Origin of the sequence: Streptomyces anatolicus, assembly GCF_019400875.1 — a bacterium.
GTDB classification, from domain to species: domain Bacteria; phylum Actinomycetota; class Actinomycetes; order Streptomycetales; family Streptomycetaceae; genus Streptomyces; species Streptomyces anatolicus.
The window spans coordinates 1-21117 of the sequence record NZ_WMBF01000030.1; the positions used below are offsets into that span (position 1 = coordinate 1).

A 21117-nucleotide genomic window follows, 5' to 3' on the forward strand; every position below is an offset into this window, starting at 1 on the left:
CGACCTCTCCCGCCCGCACCGCATGAGCCGACGCCTGAAAGCCGGTTCCGTCTTCGTCATTTTTTTTTTCAAGCAGAAGACGCCAGATGGCTTCTTGAGATGTCTCGTGGGCTAGGAGATGTGTAGAAGGGACAGGCCGCGGAGACCACCGGGCTCCTCACCCCCGGTACCGCCGGAGCCGCCCGAACCACCGGTACCGCCCGTGCCCCCACCGGTGCTGCCACCGCTGGTCGCCGGTCCCGCGGTCGAGGCCGGCGGCTGCTGCTGCTGTTGCTGCTGCCGCTGGGGCGCCGACTGCTGCGGCGGGGCCTGGCCCGCCGTGGTGCTGCCCTGCGTCTGACTCGGCTGCGTGGAGCCCGCCGTGCCCGTCTCGCGGACCGCGCCCGGGGCCGTGGCGCCCTGCGAGGGCCGCGCGGAGCTGCCCTGCGTCGGGGATCCTGGCGAGGCCGAGGGGCGCTGCGCCTTGCGGTCCTGCCGCTTCTTCGCGGGGTCCCCGGGGAGCGGGGAGCCCGGCAGGTTGTTGCGCGGGGCCTCGCCGGGGCCGGGCACGGTGACCCGGTCCGCGTCCCGCACCGCGCCGCCGAGCAGCGAGCCGAGCAGCAGCGTGAGGCCGATCGCGACCGCGCCGACCAGAGCGCCGCGCCGCAGCACGCGCCGCCGCAGCTCCCAGATGTCGGCGCGCGGCCCGAGCGTGCGCCAGGCCTCTCCCGCGAGGCGGCCGTCCACGGAGTAGACGGGGGCGCCCGCGATGATCAGCGGCGACCAGGCGGCGAGGTAGATGATGTCCGGCGCGTCATAGGCGGGGACGGTCTTCCAGCTGACGGTGACGATGAGCGCGGCGGAGAGCAGCACGCCGATGGAGGCGGCGACCCGCTGCCAGAGCCCGAGCACCGTCAGAACGCCGACGATGACCTGGAGGAAGGCGATGCTGAGCCCGGCGCCCACCGGGTGCTGGAGGGCGAAGTCACGCAGCGGCTCGGCGAGCGCCCAGGGGTGCAGCGAGTTGAGCCACTTGACCATGGAGCCGCGCTCGCCGCCGTCGAAGTAGACGGGGTCACACAGCTTGCCCATGCCGGCGTAGATGGAGATGAAGCCGAGGAAGACGCGGAGCGGCAGGAGGACCACGCCGAGATTCATCCGGCGGCCGGGGTAGTAGGCGTGGCGCACCGGGTCGGCACCGTGCCGCCGCTTGCGCTCCTCGGCCTCGGCCTCGGTCTCGCCGTCGGCGTACTCGTCGTAGCCGTCGTGAGCGTCATAGCCGTCGTGACCGTCGTACGTGTCGTCGCCGTACCGCTCGCGCTCTTGTGCGAGCCGCTCGTCGTAGTCGCTGCTGGGCATCCGCATCTGCGGCAGCAGCTGGGTCCGGGGGTCGGGGCCACCCGCGCCGACGACGGGCGTCTCGGCGGTCTCGGGGCCGTCGTCGAGGCCGACGCGCGGGATGACCTGGGTGGCGCCCGCGTCCTCGTAGGGCCCTGCCTCTTCGGCCGAACGGCGCACGCTGTTGCCGCGCACGGCCTGCAGCAGTCTGATGGCGCCGGTGTCGTCCGGATCGGACTTCCCGCTCCAGACGACGGGTGCGCGGCGCTTGGCGGCCGCGCCCACGGCGGGGATCCGCACCGTCTCTTCGGGGAGGCCCAAGTGCCGTGAGATACGCGGGGATTGAATGCGCCCAGCGGCGGGGAGCTGCACGCGGAAGCTCGCGTGCGCGACGATGACCTGCGCCGGGTCGCTCGGCACCTTCACCATGCTCAGCGCGGGAGCTTCGTCGAAGCCTGACGAGCTTCCCCCTGTGGGTGTGCGGGGTGTTCTGGTGTCCACACTCATCTAACCGAGTGACGTGTGTTTAGGACACTGCCTTGACCACGCGGAAATGTCCGGACCGCGTCAAGAGATCCCCGTCAAGGGACCACACGGCCCGGACATCAGTACGCCCGGCAACTCTTACGCGCGCCGACCGGCAACGCTCACGCGCGCCGACGGGCAACACTCACGCGCGGCGCCGCGACGCCTCGTACAGCACGACACCGGCGGCGACACCGGCGTTCAGCGACTCCGCGCCACCCGGCATCGGGATCCGCACCCGGAAGTCGCACGTCTCGCCGACGAGGCGGGACAGGCCCTTGCCCTCGCTGCCCACGACGATGACGACCGGACCGCCGAGCGCCTCCATGTCGCCGACCTCCTGCTCGCCGTCGGCCGCGAGGCCGACGACGGTGACGCCCGCCTTCTTGTACGCCTCAAGGGTGCGCGTCAGGTTCGTGCACCGGGCGACCGGCGTACGCGCGGCCGCGCCCGCCGAGGTCTTCCAGGCACCGGCCGTCATACCGGCGGCCCGCCGCTCGGGCACGACGACGCCGTGGCCCCCGAAGGCGGCCACGGAGCGGATGACCGCGCCGAGGTTGCGCGGGTCCGTCACGCCGTCGAGCGCGACGATCAGCGGGTCCTCACCGGCGTCGTACGCGGCGGCGGCGAGGTCCTCGGGGTGCGCGTACTTGTACGGCGGGACCTGGAGGACGAGGCCCTGGTGGTTGAGGCCGTTCGTCATCCGGTCCAGCTCGGGCCGCGGCGCCTCCATGAGGTGGATGCCGCCGCGCTCGGCCGCGAGCTGAAGCGCCTCGCGCACCCGCTCGTCGTTGTCGATGAACTGCTGGACGTAGAGCGTGGAGGCGGGCACGCCGTCGCGCAGCGCCTCGAAGACGGGGTTGCGGCCGACGACCATCTCGGAGGCCTGCTTGCCGCCACGCCCCTTCTGCGCGGGGCGGCGGCCCGCGGCCTTCTTGGCCTTGGCGGCGGCGATGCGGTTCTTCACGTGCCCCTTGCGCGCCTCGGCGGGCGGCGTCGGACCCTTGCCCTCAAGGCCGCGGCGCCGATTGCCGCCGCTGCCGACCTGCGCGCCCTTCTTGCCGGACATGCGGCGGTTGTTAGCGGCCATGACCTACCTGTCTGTTGTGATGCGAGTGCGCGTACGTCCGTACGCGCGAAGGTGTACGTCTATGAAGTGTGCCGCCCCGAACGCCGGGCGGCACATCTACGGGGGTGCTAACGCGGCCCGAGCGTCCAGCGCGGCCCGGCCGGGCTGTCCTCGATGACGAGGCCCGACTGGTTCAGCTGGTCGCGGATGGCGTCGGCGGTGCCCCAGTCCTTGCGGCCCCGGGCGGCCTCGCGCTGGTCGAGGACCATGCGTACGAGGGTGTCGACGACGCCGTGCAGATCCTCGCCGCGGTCGCTCTCACCGCCGGCCCAGTGCGGGTCGAGCGGGTCGAGGCCGAGGACGCCGAGCATGGCCCGCACCTCGGCGAGGCGCTGCACGGCGGCTTCCTTGTCGTCGGCGGCCAGGGCGGAATTGCCCTGCCGGACCGTGGTGTGCACGATGGCGAGCGCCTGCGGGACGCCCATGTCGTCGTCCATGGCGTCGGCGAACGCGGGCGGCACCTCGGCGGCGGGCTCGACGGCCCCGCCCGCCTTCTCCACCACGCGCTGCACGAAGCCCTCGATGCGGGCGAACGCGGACTCGGCCTCGCGCAGGGCCTCCTCGCTGTACTCGATCATCGAGCGGTAGTGCGGGGTGCCCAGGTAGTAGCGCAGGACGATCGGGCGCCACTGCTTGACCATCTCGCTGACGAGGACCGAGTTGCCGAGCGACTTCGACATCTTCTCGCCGCTCATGGTGACCCAGCCGTTGTGCACCCAGAAGCGCGCGAACGCGTCGCCGAAGGCCTTGGCCTGGGCGATCTCGTTCTCGTGGTGCGGGAAGATCAGGTCGATCCCGCCGCCGTGGATGTCGAACTCGCGGCCGAGGTACTTGTGGGCCATCGCCGAGCACTCCAGGTGCCAGCCGGGGCGGCCGCGGCCGAAGGGCGTCTCCCAGGCGGGCTCGCCCGGCTTGACCGCCTTCCACATGGCGAAGTCGCGGGGGTCCCGCTTGCCCGCGACGCCCTCGTCGGGCTGGCGCAGGTCGTCGATGTCCTGGTTGGACAGCTCCAGGTAGCCGGGCCAGGACCGCACGTCGAAGTAGACGCTGCCGTCGGCCTCGTAGGCGTGGCCGCGCTCGATGAGGCCGCGCATCATCTCGACCATCTCGGTGATGTGGCCGGTGGCGCGCGGCTCGTAGGTGGGCGGCAGGCAGCCGAGCGCGTCGTAACCGCTGTTGAAGGCGCGCTCGTTCTCGTACCCGATCGACCACCAGGGGCGGTCCTGCTCGGCCGACTTCTTGATGATCTTGTCGTCGATGTCGGTCACATTGCGCACGAACGTCACGTCGTAGCCGCGGTAGGCGAACCAGCGGCGCATGATGTCGAAGTTCAGGCCGGACCTGATGTGCCCGATGTGCGGGGCCGCCTGCACCGTGGCACCGCAGAGGTAGATCGAGACACAGCCTTCATGGAGGGGGCTGAAGTCACGGATCTGCCGGGCGCTGGTGTCGTACAGGCGAATCGTCACCACTCCAGGGTAGTGGGCGCGGGGCAGTGCCCCACGCCCCCTTGGCCCACCGGCCACGCAACTGTGACGTGGGGGGCCGTCAGACCCGCCCCACGACCTTCCGCGCGGAGACCCGCACCACCACGCGCGGGGCGTCGTCCTTCGCCGCGGGGTTGAACTCGGCGTACTTCTTGCCCGTGTACTTCAGCGACAGCTCGTCGATGAGTTCCTGGCCGCCCTCGGTCGTCATCTCCGCCGTGCCACGGATCTCTGCGTAGGTGTACGGGGCGTCAAAGGGCTGGAGCAGCACCGTCACGCGCGGATCGCGGCGCAGGTTCTTCTCCTTGCGGCGGCCGAGCGTCGTGGAGAACAGCACGTCGTCGCCGTCCCGCTTCACCCAGACCGGCGACAGCTGCGGGCTGCCGTCGGGCTGGATGGTGGCGACGGTGATGAAGGACGGGGCGTCGAGGAGGGCTTTGAGCTGGTCGGACAGTTCGGCGGACATGGCTTCACTCCTTCGTGGACAGCAGGCTGCGCGAGCCTCGCCGGTACGAGCCATACCCCTACCCGATATCGCCGTCAGTGCGACGTACGTACGACCAACGCGGTGGCGATCGCGGCGAGCCCGTCCCCGCGGCCGGGGAAGCCGAGGCCGTCGGTGGTGGCCCCGGAGACCGACACCGGCGCGCCCACGGCGTCGGAGAGCACCTTCTGCGCCTCGTCGCGGCGCTTGCCGATCTTCGGGCGCGGACCGATGACCTGCACGGCCACGTTGCCGACGGTGAATCCGGCGTCCCGCACGATGCGGGCGGCCTCGGTGAGGAGGGTCAGGCCCGACGCGCCGGACCACTCGGGGCGTCCGGTGCCGAAGTGCGCGCCGAGATCGCCGAGGCCGGCAGCGGAGAAGAGCGCGTTGCACGCGGCGTGCGCGACGACGTCGGCGTCGGAGTGCCCGGCGAGTCCGGGCCCCTCGTCCTCCCACTTCAGACCCGCGCACCACAGCTCGCGGCCCTCTTCGAAGGCGTGGATGTCGGTGCCGATGCCGACCAGAGGCAGTACGGGGGTGGCCGGCGGTACGGGAGTGGCCTCAGAAGCCATCGTTGGCCCTCCGGCGCGCGAGGACGGCCTCCGCGAGGAGGAGGTCGAGGGGGCGCGTCACCTTGAACGCCTCCTCGTGGCCGGGCACGACGACGACGGGCAGGCCCAGCTGCTCGACCATGCTGGCGTCGTCCGTGACGTTGTCGGTGACGGTCTCGTGGGCACGTACGAGCGTGGCGCGGTCGAAGCCCTGCGGGGTCTGCACGGCGCGCAGCCTGGCCCGCTCGGGGGTGGCCACGACGGGCTCGGCGTCGCCGGGCGCGGCCGCGGGCTCCACCTGCTTGACGGTGTCGGTCAGCGGCAGCGCGGGCACCACGGCGGGCGCCCCTTCGCGCACGGCGGCGATGACGCCGTCGACCGTGTCGACCGGCACCAGCGGGCGGGCCGCGTCGTGCACGAGCACGATGTCGATGCCGGGCGGCAGCGCGTCCAGGCCGGCCCGCACGGACTCCTGGCGGGAGTCACCGCCGGGCACGACGAGGAAGTCGGTGCGCTCGGGCAGCGCGTGGTCGTCGAGGAGGGTCTTGACCTCGGGGGCGCCGTCGGGGGGCGCCACGACGATGACGAGGGAGACGGCGCGGGACGCCGCCATGGCGCGGACGGCGTGGATGAGTATCGGGGTGCCGTTCAGCGCGCGGAGTGCTTTGGGGGCGCCAGGGCCGAGGCGCACGCCCCGTCCTGCCGCGGGAATGACCACCGCGGTACGGGATTCGCTAGACATCGGTTCCGTTCAGGTTTGTGTGCTCGGCCGACGTGGGTATGGCCTCACCGTGTCGGGCACGACATGTCGACCGGACCCTTTCCGTGAATCCGATCGAGCCAGTGCCCGAGCCCGGCACGCCAGACGGAGCTGAAGCCGAGCCAGACAGGGCTGAAGCAAAACAGGGCTGAACATGCCGCAGCGCCCGGCGACTCCTCTTGAGGGTCAGCGGGCACCGCGGCAATCATTGCGGGACAGCCAAGGGGTGCGCCCAGGGCCGTCCGGCGTCAGGACGCGAGGACCTCGTCGAGCAGGGCCTCGGCCTTGTCCTCGTTCGTGTTCTCCGCGAGCGCCAGCTCGCTCACCAGGATCTGGCGTGCCTTGGCGAGCATGCGCTTCTCACCGGCGGACAGTCCGCGCTCACGCTCCCGACGCCACAGGTCACGCACGACTTCCGCGACCTTGATGACATCGCCGGAGGCGAGCTTCTCGAGATTTGCCTTGTAGCGACGCGACCAGTTCGTGGGCTCTTCGGCGTACGGCGCGCGCAGTACCTCGAAGACCCGGTCCAGCCCGTCCTGACCGACCACATCACGCACGCCGACGAACTCCGCATTGTCCGCTGGCACACGCACCGTCAGATCGCCCTGGGCGACCTTCAGCACCAAGTAGGTCTTGTCCACGCCTTTGATCTGGCGAGTTTCGATAGCCTCGATCAGCGCGGCCCCGTGATGGGGATAGACCACGGTGTCGCCAACCTTGAACGTCATGTGACAGGTACCCCTTCCGTGGCTATCCATCCTAACACGAGAACCGCCTCTTCTGAATGGCGTTTTCGCAGGTCAGGGCATATCTCGGGGCTTGACAACAGCAACAGGAACGTGCTGCGGAGGGCCGCCGGAACGGGGTATTCGCAGGTCGGAGCGGCTCTCCGGGGAGGCGGAAACGCGGGCGTTATGCGCCCCTCAAGAGGCCCAGGAGGGGCCGAACGTCCCGGTTTGCGCGGTTCCAAGCGGTGAACTTTCGCTGCTCCGTTCGGAGGCCGGAGAGGCGTACCACACGCCGTCGGACAGGATTCCGAAATTGATCAAGGCGCCCGATGATCGATTTTCGAGGTCTCCGCGCATTCCTTACCGGAAATCCGCGAGAGGTTCGGAGCGACGCTCTTGACGGCGCTTATGTGAATGATGAACGAGGGAGCAATGAGACGGGCTCGCGGTCCCGAGGGGCGGGTCGGGTGCGGCGCCATGGGAACGGCTCGGTAACCTAAGCGCGCTGACACACCCTTAGGGCGGCTCCACGGTCGCCTCAGGGCGGTCGCACGGTCGCCGAGGGCGGCCGCTCGGCCGTCCGCCCCCTCCCGTATCGCCCACGTTCAAGGAGTAGCCGCCGCCGTGAGCCGCAGCCTTCGACGCGGCGCCATCGCCGCCACCGCCATCGCGTTCTCGCTTGCCTCGCTCGCCGCGTGCGGCGCCGGGAACAACGCTCAGACGCTGGAGGTCAAGCCGGACAACGCGGCCACCTCCGTCGGTGACATCAAGATCCAGAACGCCATGGTCATCACGCAGCCGGACCTGAAGTCCAAGGGCCCGGCCGTGGTCGCCGCGACGGTCTTCAACGCCGGCACGACCGCCCAGACCCTGGACTCGATCACGGTCGACGGCACCGGCAAGAAGGCCAAGATCACGCCCGCCAAGGACGACAAGACGTCCAAGCCGAACCGGCTGACCATCCCGGCCGGCGGCTCCGTCGTCATCGGCGGCAAGGACAACGCGTCGGCCGTCCTGCCCAGCAGCCGCGAGGCCGTCAAGGACGGCAACGCGCAGCGGATCACCTTCACCTTCAGCGACACCGGCAACGTGAAGCTCAAGGCGTTCGTCGTGCCCGCCGAGAGCTACTTCAAGAAGTGGGGCCCGACCGAGGTGCCGCAGGCGCCGGGCGCCAAGCCGGGCCAGTCCGGCAAGCCGGGTCAGTCGGGCAAGCCCGGTGAGCCGGGCCAGTCCGGCGCACCTTCCGCGGGGGCCTCCACCGACCCGTCGGGCCACGCCTCCGGTGCCGCGAACACGGACCCGTCGGGCTCCGCCTCGCACAGCGCGGACGCCGGTACGGGCGCCGAGCACTGACCGACGTACGTATGAGGAGGGCGGGACCCCGGCCGGGGTCCCGCCCTCCTCGTCGTTCAAGGCCGCTCAGGCGCGCTGAGGGCTGCTCGCGGTTTACGGCTCGAACTTGTAGCCGAGGCCGCGGACCGTCACCAGGTAGCGCGGGGCGCCCGGGTCCGGCTCGATCTTGGCGCGCAGGCGCTTGACGTGGACGTCGAGGGTCTTGGTGTCGCCCACATAGTCCGCGCCCCAGACGCGGTCGATGAGCTGCATCCGGGTCAGGACGCGGCCCGCGTTGCGCAGGAGCATCTCCAGGAGGTCGAACTCCTTCAGCGGCAGGTCGACCTTGGAGCCGGAGACCGTGACCACGTGGCGGTCGACGTCCATGCGGACGGGGCCCGCCTCCAGGGCCTGCGGGGTGACCTCCTCCGGTTCGCCGCGGCGGCGCAGGACCGCGCGGATGCGGGCGACCAGTTCGCGCGAGGAGAAGGGCTTGGTGACGTAGTCGTCGGCTCCTATTTCGAGGCCGACCACCTTGTCGATCTCGCTGTCCTTGGCGGTGACCATGATCACCGGGACGTTCGAGCGGCTGCGCAGCTGGCGGCAGACCTCGGTGCCGGGCAGGCCGGGCAGCATCAGGTCGAGCAGGACGAGGTCGGCGCCGTTGCGCTCGAATTCGTCGAGTCCGTCCGGGCCGGTGGCCGCGATGGCGACCTCGAAGCCCTCTTTGCGGAGCATGTAGGACAGAGCGTCGCTGAAGGATTCCTCGTCCTCGACGACGAGCACTCGGGTCACGGAAGGACCTCCGGGGCAGGAATGGGTTCGTACGTAGTGGTCGCGGCGGACGCGGCGGCGCCGGGGACGGCGTGCTCCGCGGTGGGTCCGCCGCCGTGACGTGATCCGCGTTCGCGGTGCGCGGCCGCCTCCGGCAGCCGCAGGGTGAAGGTGGAGCCCTGTCCCTCGGAGCTCCACACGGTGACCTCTCCGCCGTGCGAGGCGGCGACGTGCTTGACGATGGCAAGGCCGAGGCCGGTGCCGCCGGTGGCCCGGGAGCGGGCCGGGTCGACGCGGTAGAAGCGCTCGAAGATGCGTTCCTTGTCCTTGTCGGAGATGCCGATGCCCTGGTCCGTGACCGCGACCTCGATAAGGTCCCCGCCGGGTGCGGTGACCCGGCGGGCGGCTATTCCCACGCGGGTGCGGGCCGGGCTGTAGTTCACGGCGTTCTCGACGAGGTTGCCGAGGGCCGCGGCGAGCTGGCCGCGGTTGCCCCAGATCTGCAGCTCGGCCGTCCCCCCGGCGGCCAGGGTGATCTGCTTGTGGGAGGCCTGGTGGCGGCTGCGGTCGATCGCCTCGGCCACCAGTTCGTCGACGCGGACGGGCTCGGCGTCCTCCAGGGGGTCGTCGTTCTGGACGCGGGAGAGGTCGATCAGCTCCTGCACGAGGTTGGTGAGGCGGGTCGCCTCGATCTGCATGCGGCCCGCGAAGCGTTCGACGGCCTCGGGGTCGTCCGAGGCGTCCATGACGGCCTCGGAGAGGAGGCTGAGGGCGCCCACGGGGGTCTTCAGCTCGTGGGAGACGTTCGCCACGAAGTCGCGGCGTACGGCCTCGATGCGGCGGGCCTCCGTGAGGTCCTCGACCAGGAGCAGCACGAGCCGGGAGCCGAGAGGGGCCACCCGCGCGGAGACCGCGAGGGCCTCGCCGCGGCCGGTGCCGCGCCGGGGGAGGTCCAGTTCGACCTGGCGTATCTCTCCGTCGCGGCGGGTGTCGCGGGCCATCTGGAGCATCGGCTCGACGGCGAGCTTGCCGCCGCGGACGAGTCCGAGCGCGTACGCCGCCGAGCTGGCCTTGACCACGCTGTCGGCCTCGTCGAGTACGACCGCGGAGGAGCGCAGCACGGAGAGGACCGTGTCCACGCCGGGTGGCAGGACGGGGTCCGTGTGCAGGGAGGTCCGGGTGGGGCGTTTCTGTTCGCGCTCGCTCCAGCGGAACGCCAGCATGGCGATGACGCCGGTGCACACCCCGGCGATCGCTGCAGCTGCGGCGACCGCCGCGTTCACGTCCATGAGTCCAGGTTATGCGCCGGTTCGGTGTCGGCCACAGCCAAACGGGTGCCGCCTCGAACACTCGTCGCTCAGAGTTCACCATGGGGACGGCACCGGTTCATTTCCCCCGGTCGGGCCGAGGCGGGCCCGTTCGGAGGTGGCGCCGCGCGTCGCCCACAGTTCACCTTGATGACGGTGGCGGTTCATTCGGGGTGCCGGAAACGGACGGTTAAGGGCCGCACCGTGGGAGCGTAGGGGCCAGCCCCCTGAGACGTACCGAGAGAGGGACAGCCACATGCGGGACGCGTACCACGAGGAACTTGACTCGATCGGCGAGAGCCTGGTCGAGATGGCCCGCCTGGTCGGGTCCGCGATCGGGCGCGCCACGACGGCCATGCTCGACGCCGACCTGAAGCTGGCCGAGAGCGTGATCGCCGCCGACCAGAAGGTCGACGATCTCCAGCACGAGCTGGAGGCGCGGGCGATAGCCCTGCTCGCGCGGCAGCAGCCGGTCGCCACGGATCTGCGCATCGTCGTGACCTCGCTGCGGATGAGCGCCGACCTGGAGCGCTCGGGCGACCTCGCCCAGCACGTCGCCAAGCTGGCCCGGCTGCGCTTCCCGGACTCGGCGGTGCCGCGGGACCTGCAGGCCACGATCCTGGAGATGGGCCAGCTCGCGCAGCGCCTGATGGCGAAGGCGGCGGAGGTCATCATCACCAAGGACGTCGACCTCGCGCTCCAGCTGGAGCAGGACGACGACGAGATGGACCAGCTGCACCGCACGCTCTTCCAGCACCTGATGGACGACCGCTGGAAGCACGGCATCGAGACGGCCGTCGACGTGACGCTGCTCGGCCGCTACTACGAGCGCTTCGCGGACCACGCGGTGTCGGTCGCGAAGCGGGTCGTGTACCTGGTCACGGGCGAGCATGCGGACGAGATCCAGGCGTCGGGCTCGGCGTCGGGCTCCGCGGCGGGCTCCGCGTCGGTGGAAGGGGCCTAGGTCTTCTTCGCAGCGCGCGTGCGCGTGCGCGTGCCCCGCACGAGGTCGTTTGCCGTGCGGGGCACGGGTGTTTCGTGGGGCGTGCCCTCATGGGCCTGCCCTGAAGGGCGTCAGCCGCAGCCGCCGCCGCACTGGCACGGGCCGCCGGACTGGCAGCCGCACGAGCAGCCGGGGCCGCAGCTGCAGCTCATCTCTATGACTACGGGCGTGGGGGACTCGGCCATGGGTCTCCTCCTCGAAGGCGTACGGAACGCACTTGCCTGCGCCCATTGCAACCCCGCGGGGCAGGGCGCATCAACGGCGCACGCGCGCTTATCTCGTTTCGGGCCCCAGCCGGCCCCCGGGGGAGAGCCACCCCGCAAAACTCTTTCCACTCCCTCCACACCTGTCACAGACATGCCATAACCTGCGCTGTGAACGGGGGTTCCGGGCCCGGGCACCCGGCCCGGGCCTTCCATGTGGGGGGTCACATCAACGTGCGTACGCGCACCCTCTCGACCGCGACGGCGCTCGCGGTCCTCTTCAGCTCGGCGGCGCTGGTCGCCGTCGCGTCCGGTCCGGCCGCGGCCGACTCCGACAAGCGCCTGGACGTGCGGTCGGCCGGTGACGTCCTGGTCGACGGCGAACACCGGCGCGTCTACGTGTCCGACCCGAAGGGCGGCAAGATCGTCGTCACGGACTACGCGGGCACCGTCAAGGCCACCCTGGACGGGCTGCCGGACGTCGAGGGCCTGGTGCTCTCGCCCGACTCCGACCAGGTGTACGCGGCGGTCGCGGGCCTGAACCGGATCGTCTCCGTGGAGACGACCTCGTACTCCCAGACCGCCAGTCACGCACTCGGCGGCGCCGAGAAGCCGCGCACGCTGGCGTGGGCGAGCGGCAAGCTCTGGTTCGGCCACGGGCCGTCCGGCGAGGGCGGCATCGGCTCGCTGGACCTCTCCGGGAACGAGCCGGTCGTGGCGCTCGGCCAGGAGGGCGAGGCGGACTTCTACGGCGCGCCCGAGCTGGGCTCCGACCCCGACTCGGGTGTGCTCGTCGCCGGTGAGAAGGAGACAAGCAGCGACGCCCTCGCGGTGTTCGACGTCTCGGGCGCCAAGCCGGAGCTGCGGGTCCGCAAGTCGGTGGAGGGCAGCTTCTTCGACGACATCGCGGTCTCCCCCGACGGCACGCAGATCGTCACGGCGAGCGGCGCCCCGTACTACCACCCGGTGTACTCCACGAAGGACCTCTCTCCCCTGGGCCGCTACGACTCCGGGACCTACGGCGCGGCCGTGGACATCGCCCCGGACGGCACCGTGGCGGCGGGCACCTCCTCCTGGTACGGGCCGGACGTGCACATCTACCGGCAGGGCAAGTGGTCCAAGGTGCGCGAGTACGAGTTCCCGAACACCGGCCAGACCAGCGGCGCGGACACGCTCGCCGAGGGCGGTCTGGCCTGGGCGCCGGACGGCAGCCGGCTCTTCGCGGTCTCCTCGAACAGCGAGGACGTCTTCTCGCTGCGGATTCTGACCGACCCGGCCAAGTCGCTGCCCACGCTCACGGTCGAGGCGCCCGCGAAGGCGCCCCGGGCCAAGCCGCTCACCGTCAAGGGCAAGCTCACCGGCTCCGGCCTCCCGGCCGGCACCGAGCTGACGGTGACCCGCAAGGACGTCGAGTCCCGCGACGGCAAGGCGCTGCCGCCGGTCAAGACCAAGGCGGACGGCTCGTACTCCTTCACCGACAGCCCGCCGGCGGGCGGCAAGGTGACGTACGAGGTCGCGTACGGGGGTGACGCCACGCACGCGGCGGTCTCCGCGTCGGACACGGTGGAGGTCTCGCGCACCAAGACGACCCTCACTCTCGACAAGAACGGCAAGGTCTACGGCTACGGCGCGGACGTCTCCTTCACGGCGCACCTCGGTAAGACGTACAAGAACCGCACGGTCGAGATCTGGGCGGACCCCTACGGCGCCGACAAGCCCAACAAGCTGGTCAAGAAGGGCGCCGTCAACTCGCGCGGCGACCTGAAGGCCACGGTCGACATGAAGCGCGACACGAAGGTCACGGCGGTCTTCTCCGGTGACGCCCGCTCGGCCTCCGCGAAGGCGACGTCGACCGCGTACGCCAAGGTCAAGGTCTCCAGCTCCGTCTCCCAGCACTACAAGACGGGCAAGATCGGCTCGACGAAGTACCACTACTTCCACAAGAACACCGACCCGGTGCTCGCCACGACGATGACGTACTACGAGGGCCGCAAGCAGCGCTTCGAACTCCAGGTCTACGGCCCGGACCGCAAGTGGCACACCACGGGCTCGGAGTACTTCAAGCTCAACACCGCCGGCAAGTCCACGGTCCGCCTGGAGGCCCCCGGCGAGTCGGGCATCCGCGCGCGGATCCGCTCGTCGTATGTGAACGGCACGTCGGGGGACAACGTGAACTCGACGACGCATGGGGCGTGGAAGTACCTGAACTTCACGAGGTAGCCGCTTACTTGGCATAGGCGGGCCCCTTGGCATAGGCGGCCCGCACGTGCCGATTCGGTCGCGGATGCGCGCTTTACTGCCAAGTGAGGGGGACTGGGCGGCCGTCGCGGGGGTCTTCGGGCTACACAGGGAGGTCGGGACGTTCTCGCCGAGGAGGACTGGCCGATGGTGCTCTCGATCGACCTCGCGTTCCTGCTGGCCGTCATCATCTTCTTCCTGCTGCGCAGACGCGTGGCGCCGAGGACGAAACTCGACACGGGGATGACGATGGCCGTGGTCCTGGTCTTCGGCGTACTGATCGCCCCGACGGGCTTCGGCCAGTGGATCCGCGACGTGGTCGGCGAACTGGCGCAGGGGATCTCGGACTCGGGGAGTCCGTGAGGTGCGGCGGGGGGGCGGCCGCCGGAACGCCGGGAAGCCCCCGGCTCGCGATGACTCGCGGGCCGGGGGCTCACTGGTGGCGCGTTACTTCTTCTTGCCCTGGTTCTTGACCGCCTCGATCGCCGCCTTCGCGGCCTCCGGGTCGAGGTAGGTGCCGCCCGGGTTCAGCGGCTTGAAGTCGGCGTCCAGTTCGTACGAGAGCGGGATGCCCGTCGGGATGTTCAGGCCCGCGATGTCCGCGTCCGAGATGCCGTCCAGGTGCTTGACCAGGGCGCGGAGGCTGTTGCCGTGGGCCGCTACCAGGACCGTCTTGCCGGTCAGGAGGTCGGGGACGATGCCGTCGAACCAGTAGGGGAGCATCCGGACCACGACGTCCTTCAGGCACTCCGTCTGGGGGCGCAGCTCGGGGGGGAGCGTGGCGTAGCGCGGGTCCTCGAACTGGGAGTACTCGGCGTCGCGGTCGAGCGCCGGCGGCGGGGTGTCGTACGAGCGGCGCCACAGCATGAACTGCTCCTCGCCGAACTCGGCGAGCGTCTGGGCCTTGTCCTTGCCCTGGAGGGCGCCGTAGTGGCGCTCGTTCAGGCGCCAGCTGCGGTGCACCGGGATCCAGAGGCGGTCGGCGGACTCGAGGGCCAGCTGCGCGGTGCGGATCGCGCGCTTCTGGAGCGACGTGTGGACCACGTCGGGGAGCAGGCCGGCGTCCTTGAGCAGCTCACCGCCGCGGACCGCCTCCTTCTCGCCCTTCTCGTTGAGGTTGACGTCCACCCAGCCGGTGAACAGGTTCTTCGCGTTCCATTCGCTCTCGCCGTGGCGGAGGAGGATCAGCTTGTACGGTGCGTCGGCCATGCCTCTGAGCGTAATCGAACCCCGGCGGGCCCCGCGCGCGGGCGTGGCGGCCCCGAGAGCGGGTGACGGTTGACGGTTCGCGTCAATCGAGTAGCGGGGGCGGATCACAGGATCGTAATGTGTGACGGCCGCTAGAGACGCTTACATTCGGGGGGACCGCGATGTCATTCACCGCCATGAGACGTGCCGTCACCGAAAGCGTCTCGGGTCTCCCCCGCGCCTTCTGGTGGCTGTGGACGAGCACCCTGGTCAACCGGCTCGGAGCCTTCGTCGCCACCTTCATGGCGCTCTACCTCACCCTGGAGCGGGGCTATTCCGCCTCGTACGCGGGGCTGGTCGCCGCCCTCCACGGGCTCGGCGGTGTCGTCTCCTCCCTGGGAGCGGGGGTGATGACCGACCGGCTCGGGCGGCGGCCCACGCTGCTGATCGCGCAGGCGTCGACGGCCGGTTCCGTGGCGCTGCTCGGGTTCATGGAGCAGCCGCTCGCGATCGCGGGCGTCGCCTTCCTGGTGGGCATGGCGAGCAACGCCTCGCGGCCCGCCGTGCAGGCGATGATGGCGGACATCGTGCGCCCGGAGGACCGCGTGCGGGCGTTCTCGCTCAACTACTGGGCCATCAACCTCGGCTTCGCCATCTCCTCGGCGGGCGCCGGATTCATCGCCTCCTACAGCTATCGCGCCGGTTTCCTGATCGAGGCCGCCATGACGCTGGTCTGCGCGATCGTCGTCTTCGCGAAGCTGCCCGAGTCGCGGCCCGTGCGGACCGCGCTGGAGAAGGCCGCCGAGCCGGAGGTCGGGCTCGGGACCGTCCTGCGGGACGGGCGGTTCATGGGAGTCGTGGGGCTGTCGTTCCTCGTGGCGCTGATCTTCCAGCAGGGGTCGGTGGGGCTGCCGGTCGCGATGGGCGAGGCGGGGTTCACGCCCGCCGACTACGGGCTCGCGATCGCCATGAACGGCGTACTGATCGTCGTGCTCCAGATCCCCGTCACGCGCTTCATCGAACACCGGGACCCGCGACGCCTGTTGGTGATCTCGTCGGTCGTCGCCGGGTACGGGTTCGGGCTCACCGCCTTCGCCGGGTCGGTCGGGGTCTTCGCGCTGACGGTGTGCGTGTGGACGCTCGCCGAGATCGTCAACGCGCCGACCCAGACCAGCCTGGTCGTACGCCTCTCCCCCACCCATGGCCGGGGGCGCTATCAGGGCATGTACACGATGTCCTGGTCCGTGGCCGCGCTGGTCGCGCCGCTGATGTCCGGTTTCATGATCGACCGGTTCGGGGCGGAGTGGCTGTGGGGGGCGTGTGCGGTGATCGGGACGGGGGCCGCGATCGGGTACTGGGGGCTCATGCGGGGGCTTCCCGAGGAGGAGAAGGCCGCGGCGGACGTTTCCGTGGGGAACGTCCGTGCGGCCGAGCCCGTGGCGTCTCGTACGGCGGAGAGCTGACGCCTAGCGGCGGCTTCGGAGGAGCGGGGGCGCTAGCCCCTCGGCTGGGTCAAGTGGGTGAACGCGTCGAGGTTCCGCGTCGACTCGCCCCGCGAGACCCGCCACTCGTACTCCTTGCGGATCGCCGACGCGAAGCCCAGTTCGAGGAGTGTATTGAAGGAGTCGTCGGCGGCGGAGAGGACCGAGCCGAGGAGGCGGTCGAGCTCGGCGGGCGTGACCGCGGCGAGCGGCAGCTTGCCCGCGAGGTAGATGTCGCCGAGTGAGTCGATCGCGTAACTCACGCCGTAGAGGCGGAGGTTGCGTTCGAGGAGCCAGCGGTGCACCGCCTCGTGGTTCTCGTCGGGGTGACGGATCACGAACGCGTTGAGGGAGAGCGAGTGCTTGCCGACCCGGAGCGAGAGCGTGGTCGAGAGCTTGCGCGTACCCGGCAGCTTCACCACGTACGAACCGGGCTCGGGCGCCTCCCACTCCAGCTCGGCGTCGTCCAGGGTCCGCTCGATGACCGTCGTCGCGGGGTCTGCCTGCTCAGCCGTCGTCGCGGGGTCTGCCTGCTCAGCCATGGTGCGAGCGTACGTGACGCTGGGAAGTGCGGAAATCGTGCATGGCCGCGGTGTAGACGTCCGCCGTGGCGGACGCCGCCGTGTCCCAGCCGAAGGACTGCGCGTGCCGGGCCGCCGCCGCCCCCATGCGGTCCACAAGCTGTGGATGGTCGGCGAAATCGCGCAGCACGCGCGCGTAGTGGGCCGGTTCGTGGCCGGAGATCAAAAAGCCCGTCGTCTCGTCGCGTACGGCGACGGGCAGACCGCCCACCGAGGCCGCGAGGACCGGCGTACCGGCCGCCTGCGCCTCGATGGCGACCAGGCCGAAGGACTCGCTGTAGGAGGGCATCACGAGGACGGACGCCGCCCGGAACCAGTCCGCGAGCTGCTCCTGGCCCACCGGCGGCTGGAAGCGCACCACATCCGCGATCCCCAGCTTGGCGGCCAGCTTCTGGAGGCCTTCCGGCTTCGCGAGGCCGCTGCCGCTGGGGCCGCCCACGATGGGCACGACGATGTTCGAACGGAGGGCCGGCCGCTCGTCCAGGAGCACGGCGACCGCGCGGAGCAGCACGTCAGGGGCCTTCAGGGGCTGGATGCGGCCCGCGAAGAGGGGGATCAGGGCGTCCTGCGGGAGGCCCAGGCGGTGGCGGGCCGCGGCGCGCCCGTCGGCGGGGCGGAAGCGGTCGAGGTTGACGCCGGGGTGGACGACGGCGACCTTGCCGGCGTCGGCTTCGTAGTGGCGGATGAGTTCGTCGGCCTCTTCGGAGGTGTTGGCGATGAGGCGGTCGGCGGCGCGGACTATCTGCGTCTCGCCGATGACGCGGGCGGCGGGCTCCGGAGTGTCGCCCTCGGCGAGCGCGGCGTTCTTGACCTTGGCCATGGTGTGCATGGCGTGGACGAGGGGCACGCCCCAGCGCTCGGCGGCGAGCCAGCCGACGTGGCCGGAGAGCCAGTAGTGGGAGTGGACCAGGTCGTAGTAGCCCGGCCGGTGGCCCGCCCAGGCCTGCATCACACCGTGCGTGAAGGCGCAGAGCTGGGCCGGCAGCTCTTCCTTGGCGAGGCCTTCGTAGGGGCCCGCGTCGACGTGGCGCACAAGGACGCCGGGCGCCAGCTGCACGCTCGGCGGGAGGGCGCCCGTGGTGGCACGCGTGAAGATCTCGACCTCGATGTTGATCGCGGCGAGGCGCCTGGCGAGCTCGACGATGTAGACGTTCATGCCGCCCGCGTCGCCCGTGCCGGGCTGGTGCAGCGGCGAGGTGTGCACGCTCAGCATCGCCACGCGGCGCGGGCGCCGGTGGGTGCCGGGGATGCGGAGCCGGGAGGGTGCCGCCGGGGAGCGACGCCCGAGCCTGGACACGTAGTGGCTCACGTGGCGGTCCTCCTTGCGTACGGGCATGACGACGGGGAGGGCGTACGTACCTCCAGTGGGAGAACACCGGAAGCCGTTGCTCCATTTCCGTCCCGCTCCCCCACTCTCCCTTTTTGCCAAAGTGTTACCCGGCGCCTCTCAACCGCCTCTCCCGCATACCCTCTCCCTATGGCCCCACGCACCCCTTCCCGCCCCGTGGGAACGGTGACGCGCGGGACCACGAACCCCAACCGGCTGCGCCGCATGGACCGCTGGATCGCCGCCACGCACGGCGCCGCCCTGCGCCGCTCCCCCGACCCGGTGGCCGTCGACCTCGGCTACGGGGCCTCGCCCTGGACCGCCGTCGAGCTGCTGCTCCGGCTGCGTACCGTCGCTCCCCACGCGCGCGTGGTCGGCGTCGAGATCGACCCGGCGCGGGTCGCGGCGGCGAAGCCGTACGAGCGCGAGGGGCTGACCTTCCGGCACGGCGGCTTCGAGGTGCCGCTGACGGGCAGCCCGGCCCTGATCCGCGCGGCGAACGTCCTGCGGCAGTACGACGAGGAACAGGTCGCCGCCGTCTGGGAGCGGCTGTGCACGCGGCTGGCCCCCGGCGGGCTGCTCGTCGAGGGCACGTGCGACGAGATCGGGCGGCGGCACGTGTGGGTCGCGCTCGGTCCCGAGGGGCCGCGCACGGTGACGTTCGCGGCGCGGCTCGGCTCCCTGGAGCGCCCCTCCGACCTCGCCGAGCGGCTGCCGAAGGCGCTGATCCACCGGAACGTGCCGGGCGAGCCCGTACACGCGTTCCTACGCGACTTCGACCGGGCCTGGGCGGCGGCGGCGCCGTACGCGTCGTACGGGGCGCGGCAGCGCTGGATGAGGGCGGTGCGGGATCTGGGCGCCGACTGGCCGGTCGTCGACGGGAGTTCGCGGTGGCGGCAGGGGGAAGTGACGGTGCGCTGGGGGGCGTTGGCGCCGCAGATCGGGTGAACCCCGAGTCCATTCGGAGGACACTCGGGGTGAACCCCTAGGCCACCCGGAGGCCGGACCCGGATAGCACCCTGAGGCTCTGACCTGCGGGGAACGGGTGCCGCGTGCCGTTCGTCAGACGAGGCGGGTGGCGATCGGAATGGTGACCGGAGGACGGGGCCGGAGCGCGGGTCCGGAGGACGGGACCGGAGTTGGTGTCGGGCTCTGTCGTATCGCGCGGCGGCGTGGCACCATCCCGAGGGCGACCAGCAGTTACTGACGGTAAATCAGCTATGGGGGTGGCGGGGCGTGACCGGCAAGCGATACTCGACGGCGGCGACCGTGGCGCTGATCTGCGCGGCGGTGGTGGTGACCGCGCCGGGAGCGGCGTACGCGAGCCCTTCTCCCCCGTCCAGCCCCGCCGAGCCGACGCCCAGATCGGATACGTCGCTTGAGCGGGTCCGCAAGGAGATCGAGAAGCTCTACCACGACGCGGGCGTGGCCACGGACGCGTACAACGCGGCCGAGGAGAAGGCCGACAAGCAGTCCGAGCAGATCGTGAAGCTGGCCAAGGACATCGCCAAGGGGCAGCGGAAGCTGAAGAGGCTCAAGGCGCTGGCGGGCGCCGCGGCCCGCGCGCAGTACCGCGGCGGCGGGCTGCCGGACGAGGCCCGGCTGATGCTCAGCGACGACCCGGGCCAGTTCCTGGACGGCGCGGGGCGCGTGCGGCAGGGCGAGAAGGCCACCAAGAGCATGCTGACGGAGCTGGACAGGACCCAGGACGACCTGCGGATCTACGCCAAGGACGCCACGGCCCGCTGGAAGAAGCTGGAAGCCAACCGCAAGGCGAAGGCCGCGTCGAAGAAGAAGATCAAGAAGAAGATCGCGGACGCGGAGAAGCTCGAATCGAGACTGGAGAAGAAGGAGCGGGAGCGGCTGCGGAAGCTTGAGGAGGAAGCGGCCCTCAAGAAGCAGTCGGCGTGGGTGAGTTCGGGCATCCTGAAGGACATCGACGGCAAGGCCACGCCGCAGGGCAAGAAGGCCATCCAGTTCGCCACGGCCCAGATCGGCAAGCCGTATGTGTGGGGCGCCGAGGGCCCGGGTTCGTACGACTGCTCGGGGCTCACGTCGAAGGCCTGGACGAAGGCCGGGCGCGGCATCCCGCGGACCTCGCAGGAGCAGTGGAAGCGGTTGCCGCGCGTCGCCGTGGAGAACATGCGCCCCGGTGACCTGATCATCTACCACTCGGACGCGAGCCACGTCGGCATATATCTGGGCGACGGCGCGATCGTGCACGCGCCGCGTCCGGGCCGGGACGTGACGATCGCGGGAGCGGGCTCCATGAGGATCCTGGGGGTCGTGCGGCCGGATAAGTAGCGGTACGGGACAGGGGGGCGCGGGGCGGCCACGTGAGGGAGCCTCACACCCCCGCCCCCAACGGCACCCCCCGGGTTCGGGGTGAACGGGTGGGCGAGGAAGCGCGGCACCGGGCGGCCACGCGAGGGAGCCTCGCGGGCGGCCCGCCCCCGGGCACGGGCACGCTGGGCAGGCACCCGAGGCGACCCGCCCGACAGCGCGGAGCCCCGGCCCCAGGCCCGGCCCCAGGCCCCGGCCCGAGACCCGCCCCAGGAAGCCCCGCGCCGAGCGGCGAGGCAAGTGTGACGTTCGCCTCGCCGAGGCCTCCCTTGGCCGCATAGTTACCGGCAAGTAGGGTGGGGAAAGGAAGCGCGCCGCAGGTGTGGCGCAACCGCACCCTGGAGGAGAGCCAT

The 21117-nt window shown here is 71.0% G+C and carries 19 protein-coding genes; 7 read left to right on the plus strand and 12 right to left on the minus strand.

Features of this window, described 5'->3' with window-relative positions; genetic code table 11:
* Nucleotides 1–111: 111 nt before the first annotated feature.
* The 7 genes from GKQ77_RS05605 to GKQ77_RS05635 form a co-directional block, all read right to left on the minus strand.
* Nucleotides 112–1824, minus strand: a complete 1713-nt coding sequence (locus GKQ77_RS05605; RefSeq protein ID WP_258020881.1) for a DoxX family protein — start codon at nucleotides 1822–1824, stop codon at nucleotides 112–114.
* A 163-nt stretch (nucleotides 1825–1987) separates the two neighbouring features.
* The gene (rlmB, locus tag GKQ77_RS05610) at nucleotides 1988–2932 is read right to left on the minus strand and encodes a 23S rRNA (guanosine(2251)-2'-O)-methyltransferase RlmB (protein ID WP_125513605.1); all 945 of its coding nucleotides are present in this window, start codon (nucleotides 2930–2932) and stop codon (nucleotides 1988–1990) included.
* 107 nt (nucleotides 2933–3039) lie between these two features.
* The gene (gene cysS / locus GKQ77_RS05615) at nucleotides 3040–4440 is read right to left on the minus strand and encodes a cysteine--tRNA ligase (RefSeq protein ID WP_219687590.1); all 1401 of its coding nucleotides are present in this window, start codon (nucleotides 4438–4440) and stop codon (nucleotides 3040–3042) included.
* A 79-nt stretch (nucleotides 4441–4519) separates the two neighbouring features.
* The gene (locus GKQ77_RS05620) at nucleotides 4520–4924 is read right to left on the minus strand and encodes a PPOX class F420-dependent oxidoreductase (protein ID WP_219687591.1); all 405 of its coding nucleotides are present in this window, start codon (nucleotides 4922–4924) and stop codon (nucleotides 4520–4522) included.
* Nucleotides 4925–4998: 74 nt separating this feature from the next.
* Nucleotides 4999–5517: a 2-C-methyl-D-erythritol 2,4-cyclodiphosphate synthase gene (gene ispF / locus GKQ77_RS05625; protein ID WP_219687592.1), complete on the minus strand. Its 519-nt coding sequence runs from the start codon at nucleotides 5515–5517 to the stop codon at nucleotides 4999–5001.
* Nucleotides 5507–6238: a 2-C-methyl-D-erythritol 4-phosphate cytidylyltransferase gene (gene ispD / locus GKQ77_RS05630; RefSeq protein ID WP_219687593.1), complete on the minus strand. Its 732-nt coding sequence runs from the start codon at nucleotides 6236–6238 to the stop codon at nucleotides 5507–5509. Before ispD ends, ispF begins: the two co-directional genes overlap by 11 nt.
* 266 nt (nucleotides 6239–6504) lie before the next feature.
* A complete protein-coding gene (locus tag GKQ77_RS05635; protein ID WP_003953493.1) occupies nucleotides 6505–6987 on the minus strand; it encodes a CarD family transcriptional regulator in 483 nt (160 codons plus the stop codon).
* Between the two features lie 624 nt (nucleotides 6988–7611).
* Between GKQ77_RS05635 and GKQ77_RS05640 the strand changes: the two genes are divergently transcribed.
* Nucleotides 7612–8340, plus strand: a complete 729-nt coding sequence (locus tag GKQ77_RS05640) for a copper chaperone PCu(A)C domain-containing protein (RefSeq protein ID WP_219687594.1) — start codon at nucleotides 7612–7614, stop codon at nucleotides 8338–8340.
* Between the two features lie 93 nt (nucleotides 8341–8433).
* Here the strand turns inward: GKQ77_RS05640 and phoP are convergent, their stop codons facing one another.
* Nucleotides 8434–9114, minus strand: coding sequence for a two-component system response regulator PhoP (gene phoP / locus GKQ77_RS05645; RefSeq protein WP_030682312.1), 681 nt, complete (start codon nucleotides 9112–9114; stop codon nucleotides 8434–8436).
* Nucleotides 9111–10382, minus strand: a complete 1272-nt coding sequence (phoR, locus tag GKQ77_RS05650) for a two-component system sensor histidine kinase PhoR (protein ID WP_219687595.1) — start codon at nucleotides 10380–10382, stop codon at nucleotides 9111–9113. Before phoR ends, phoP begins: the two co-directional genes overlap by 4 nt.
* A 274-nt stretch (nucleotides 10383–10656) precedes the next feature.
* Between phoR and phoU the strand changes: the two genes are divergently transcribed.
* From phoU to GKQ77_RS05665, 3 genes are all read left to right on the plus strand, one after another.
* A complete protein-coding gene (phoU, locus tag GKQ77_RS05655) occupies nucleotides 10657–11364 on the plus strand; it encodes a phosphate signaling complex protein PhoU (protein WP_219687596.1) in 708 nt (235 codons plus the stop codon).
* Between the two features lie 476 nt (nucleotides 11365–11840).
* The gene (locus GKQ77_RS05660) at nucleotides 11841–13826 is read left to right on the plus strand and encodes a YncE family protein (RefSeq protein ID WP_219687597.1); all 1986 of its coding nucleotides are present in this window, start codon (nucleotides 11841–11843) and stop codon (nucleotides 13824–13826) included.
* A gap of 165 nt (nucleotides 13827–13991) precedes the next feature.
* The gene (locus tag GKQ77_RS05665; protein ID WP_219687598.1) at nucleotides 13992–14207 is read left to right on the plus strand and encodes a hypothetical protein; all 216 of its coding nucleotides are present in this window, start codon (nucleotides 13992–13994) and stop codon (nucleotides 14205–14207) included.
* Between the two features lie 84 nt (nucleotides 14208–14291).
* On the opposite strand, the gene GKQ77_RS05670 is transcribed toward GKQ77_RS05665, so the two are convergent.
* On the minus strand, nucleotides 14292–15053 hold the full coding sequence (locus GKQ77_RS05670; protein ID WP_219687599.1) for a phosphoglyceromutase: 762 nt from the start codon (nucleotides 15051–15053) through the stop codon (nucleotides 14292–14294).
* Nucleotides 15054–15214: 161 nt separating this feature from the next.
* On the opposite strand from GKQ77_RS05670, the gene GKQ77_RS05675 reads away from it, so the two are divergent.
* Nucleotides 15215–16495, plus strand: a complete 1281-nt coding sequence (locus GKQ77_RS05675; RefSeq protein ID WP_219687600.1) for an MDR family MFS transporter — start codon at nucleotides 15215–15217, stop codon at nucleotides 16493–16495.
* A gap of 32 nt (nucleotides 16496–16527) precedes the next feature.
* Here GKQ77_RS05675 and GKQ77_RS05680 read toward each other — a convergent pair whose 3' ends face one another.
* Both GKQ77_RS05680 and mshA read right to left on the minus strand, forming a co-directional pair.
* The gene (locus tag GKQ77_RS05680; protein WP_219687601.1) at nucleotides 16528–17055 is read right to left on the minus strand and encodes a type III secretion system chaperone family protein; all 528 of its coding nucleotides are present in this window, start codon (nucleotides 17053–17055) and stop codon (nucleotides 16528–16530) included.
* Nucleotides 17048–18403, minus strand: coding sequence for a D-inositol-3-phosphate glycosyltransferase (mshA, locus tag GKQ77_RS05685; protein ID WP_219687602.1), 1356 nt, complete (start codon nucleotides 18401–18403; stop codon nucleotides 17048–17050). Before mshA ends, GKQ77_RS05680 begins: the two co-directional genes overlap by 8 nt.
* Before the next feature lie 168 nt (nucleotides 18404–18571).
* Here mshA and GKQ77_RS05690 point away from each other — a divergent pair, with 168 nt between their 5' ends.
* Together GKQ77_RS05690 and GKQ77_RS05695 are read left to right on the plus strand one after the other, a co-directional pair.
* On the plus strand, nucleotides 18572–19369 hold the full coding sequence (locus GKQ77_RS05690; RefSeq protein ID WP_219687603.1) for a class I SAM-dependent methyltransferase: 798 nt from the start codon (nucleotides 18572–18574) through the stop codon (nucleotides 19367–19369).
* A gap of 288 nt (nucleotides 19370–19657) precedes the next feature.
* Complete coding sequence (locus tag GKQ77_RS05695) at nucleotides 19658–20725, plus strand: C40 family peptidase (RefSeq protein ID WP_219687604.1); 1068 nt, start codon at nucleotides 19658–19660, stop codon at nucleotides 20723–20725.
* Nucleotides 20726–21117 lie beyond the last annotated feature (392 nt).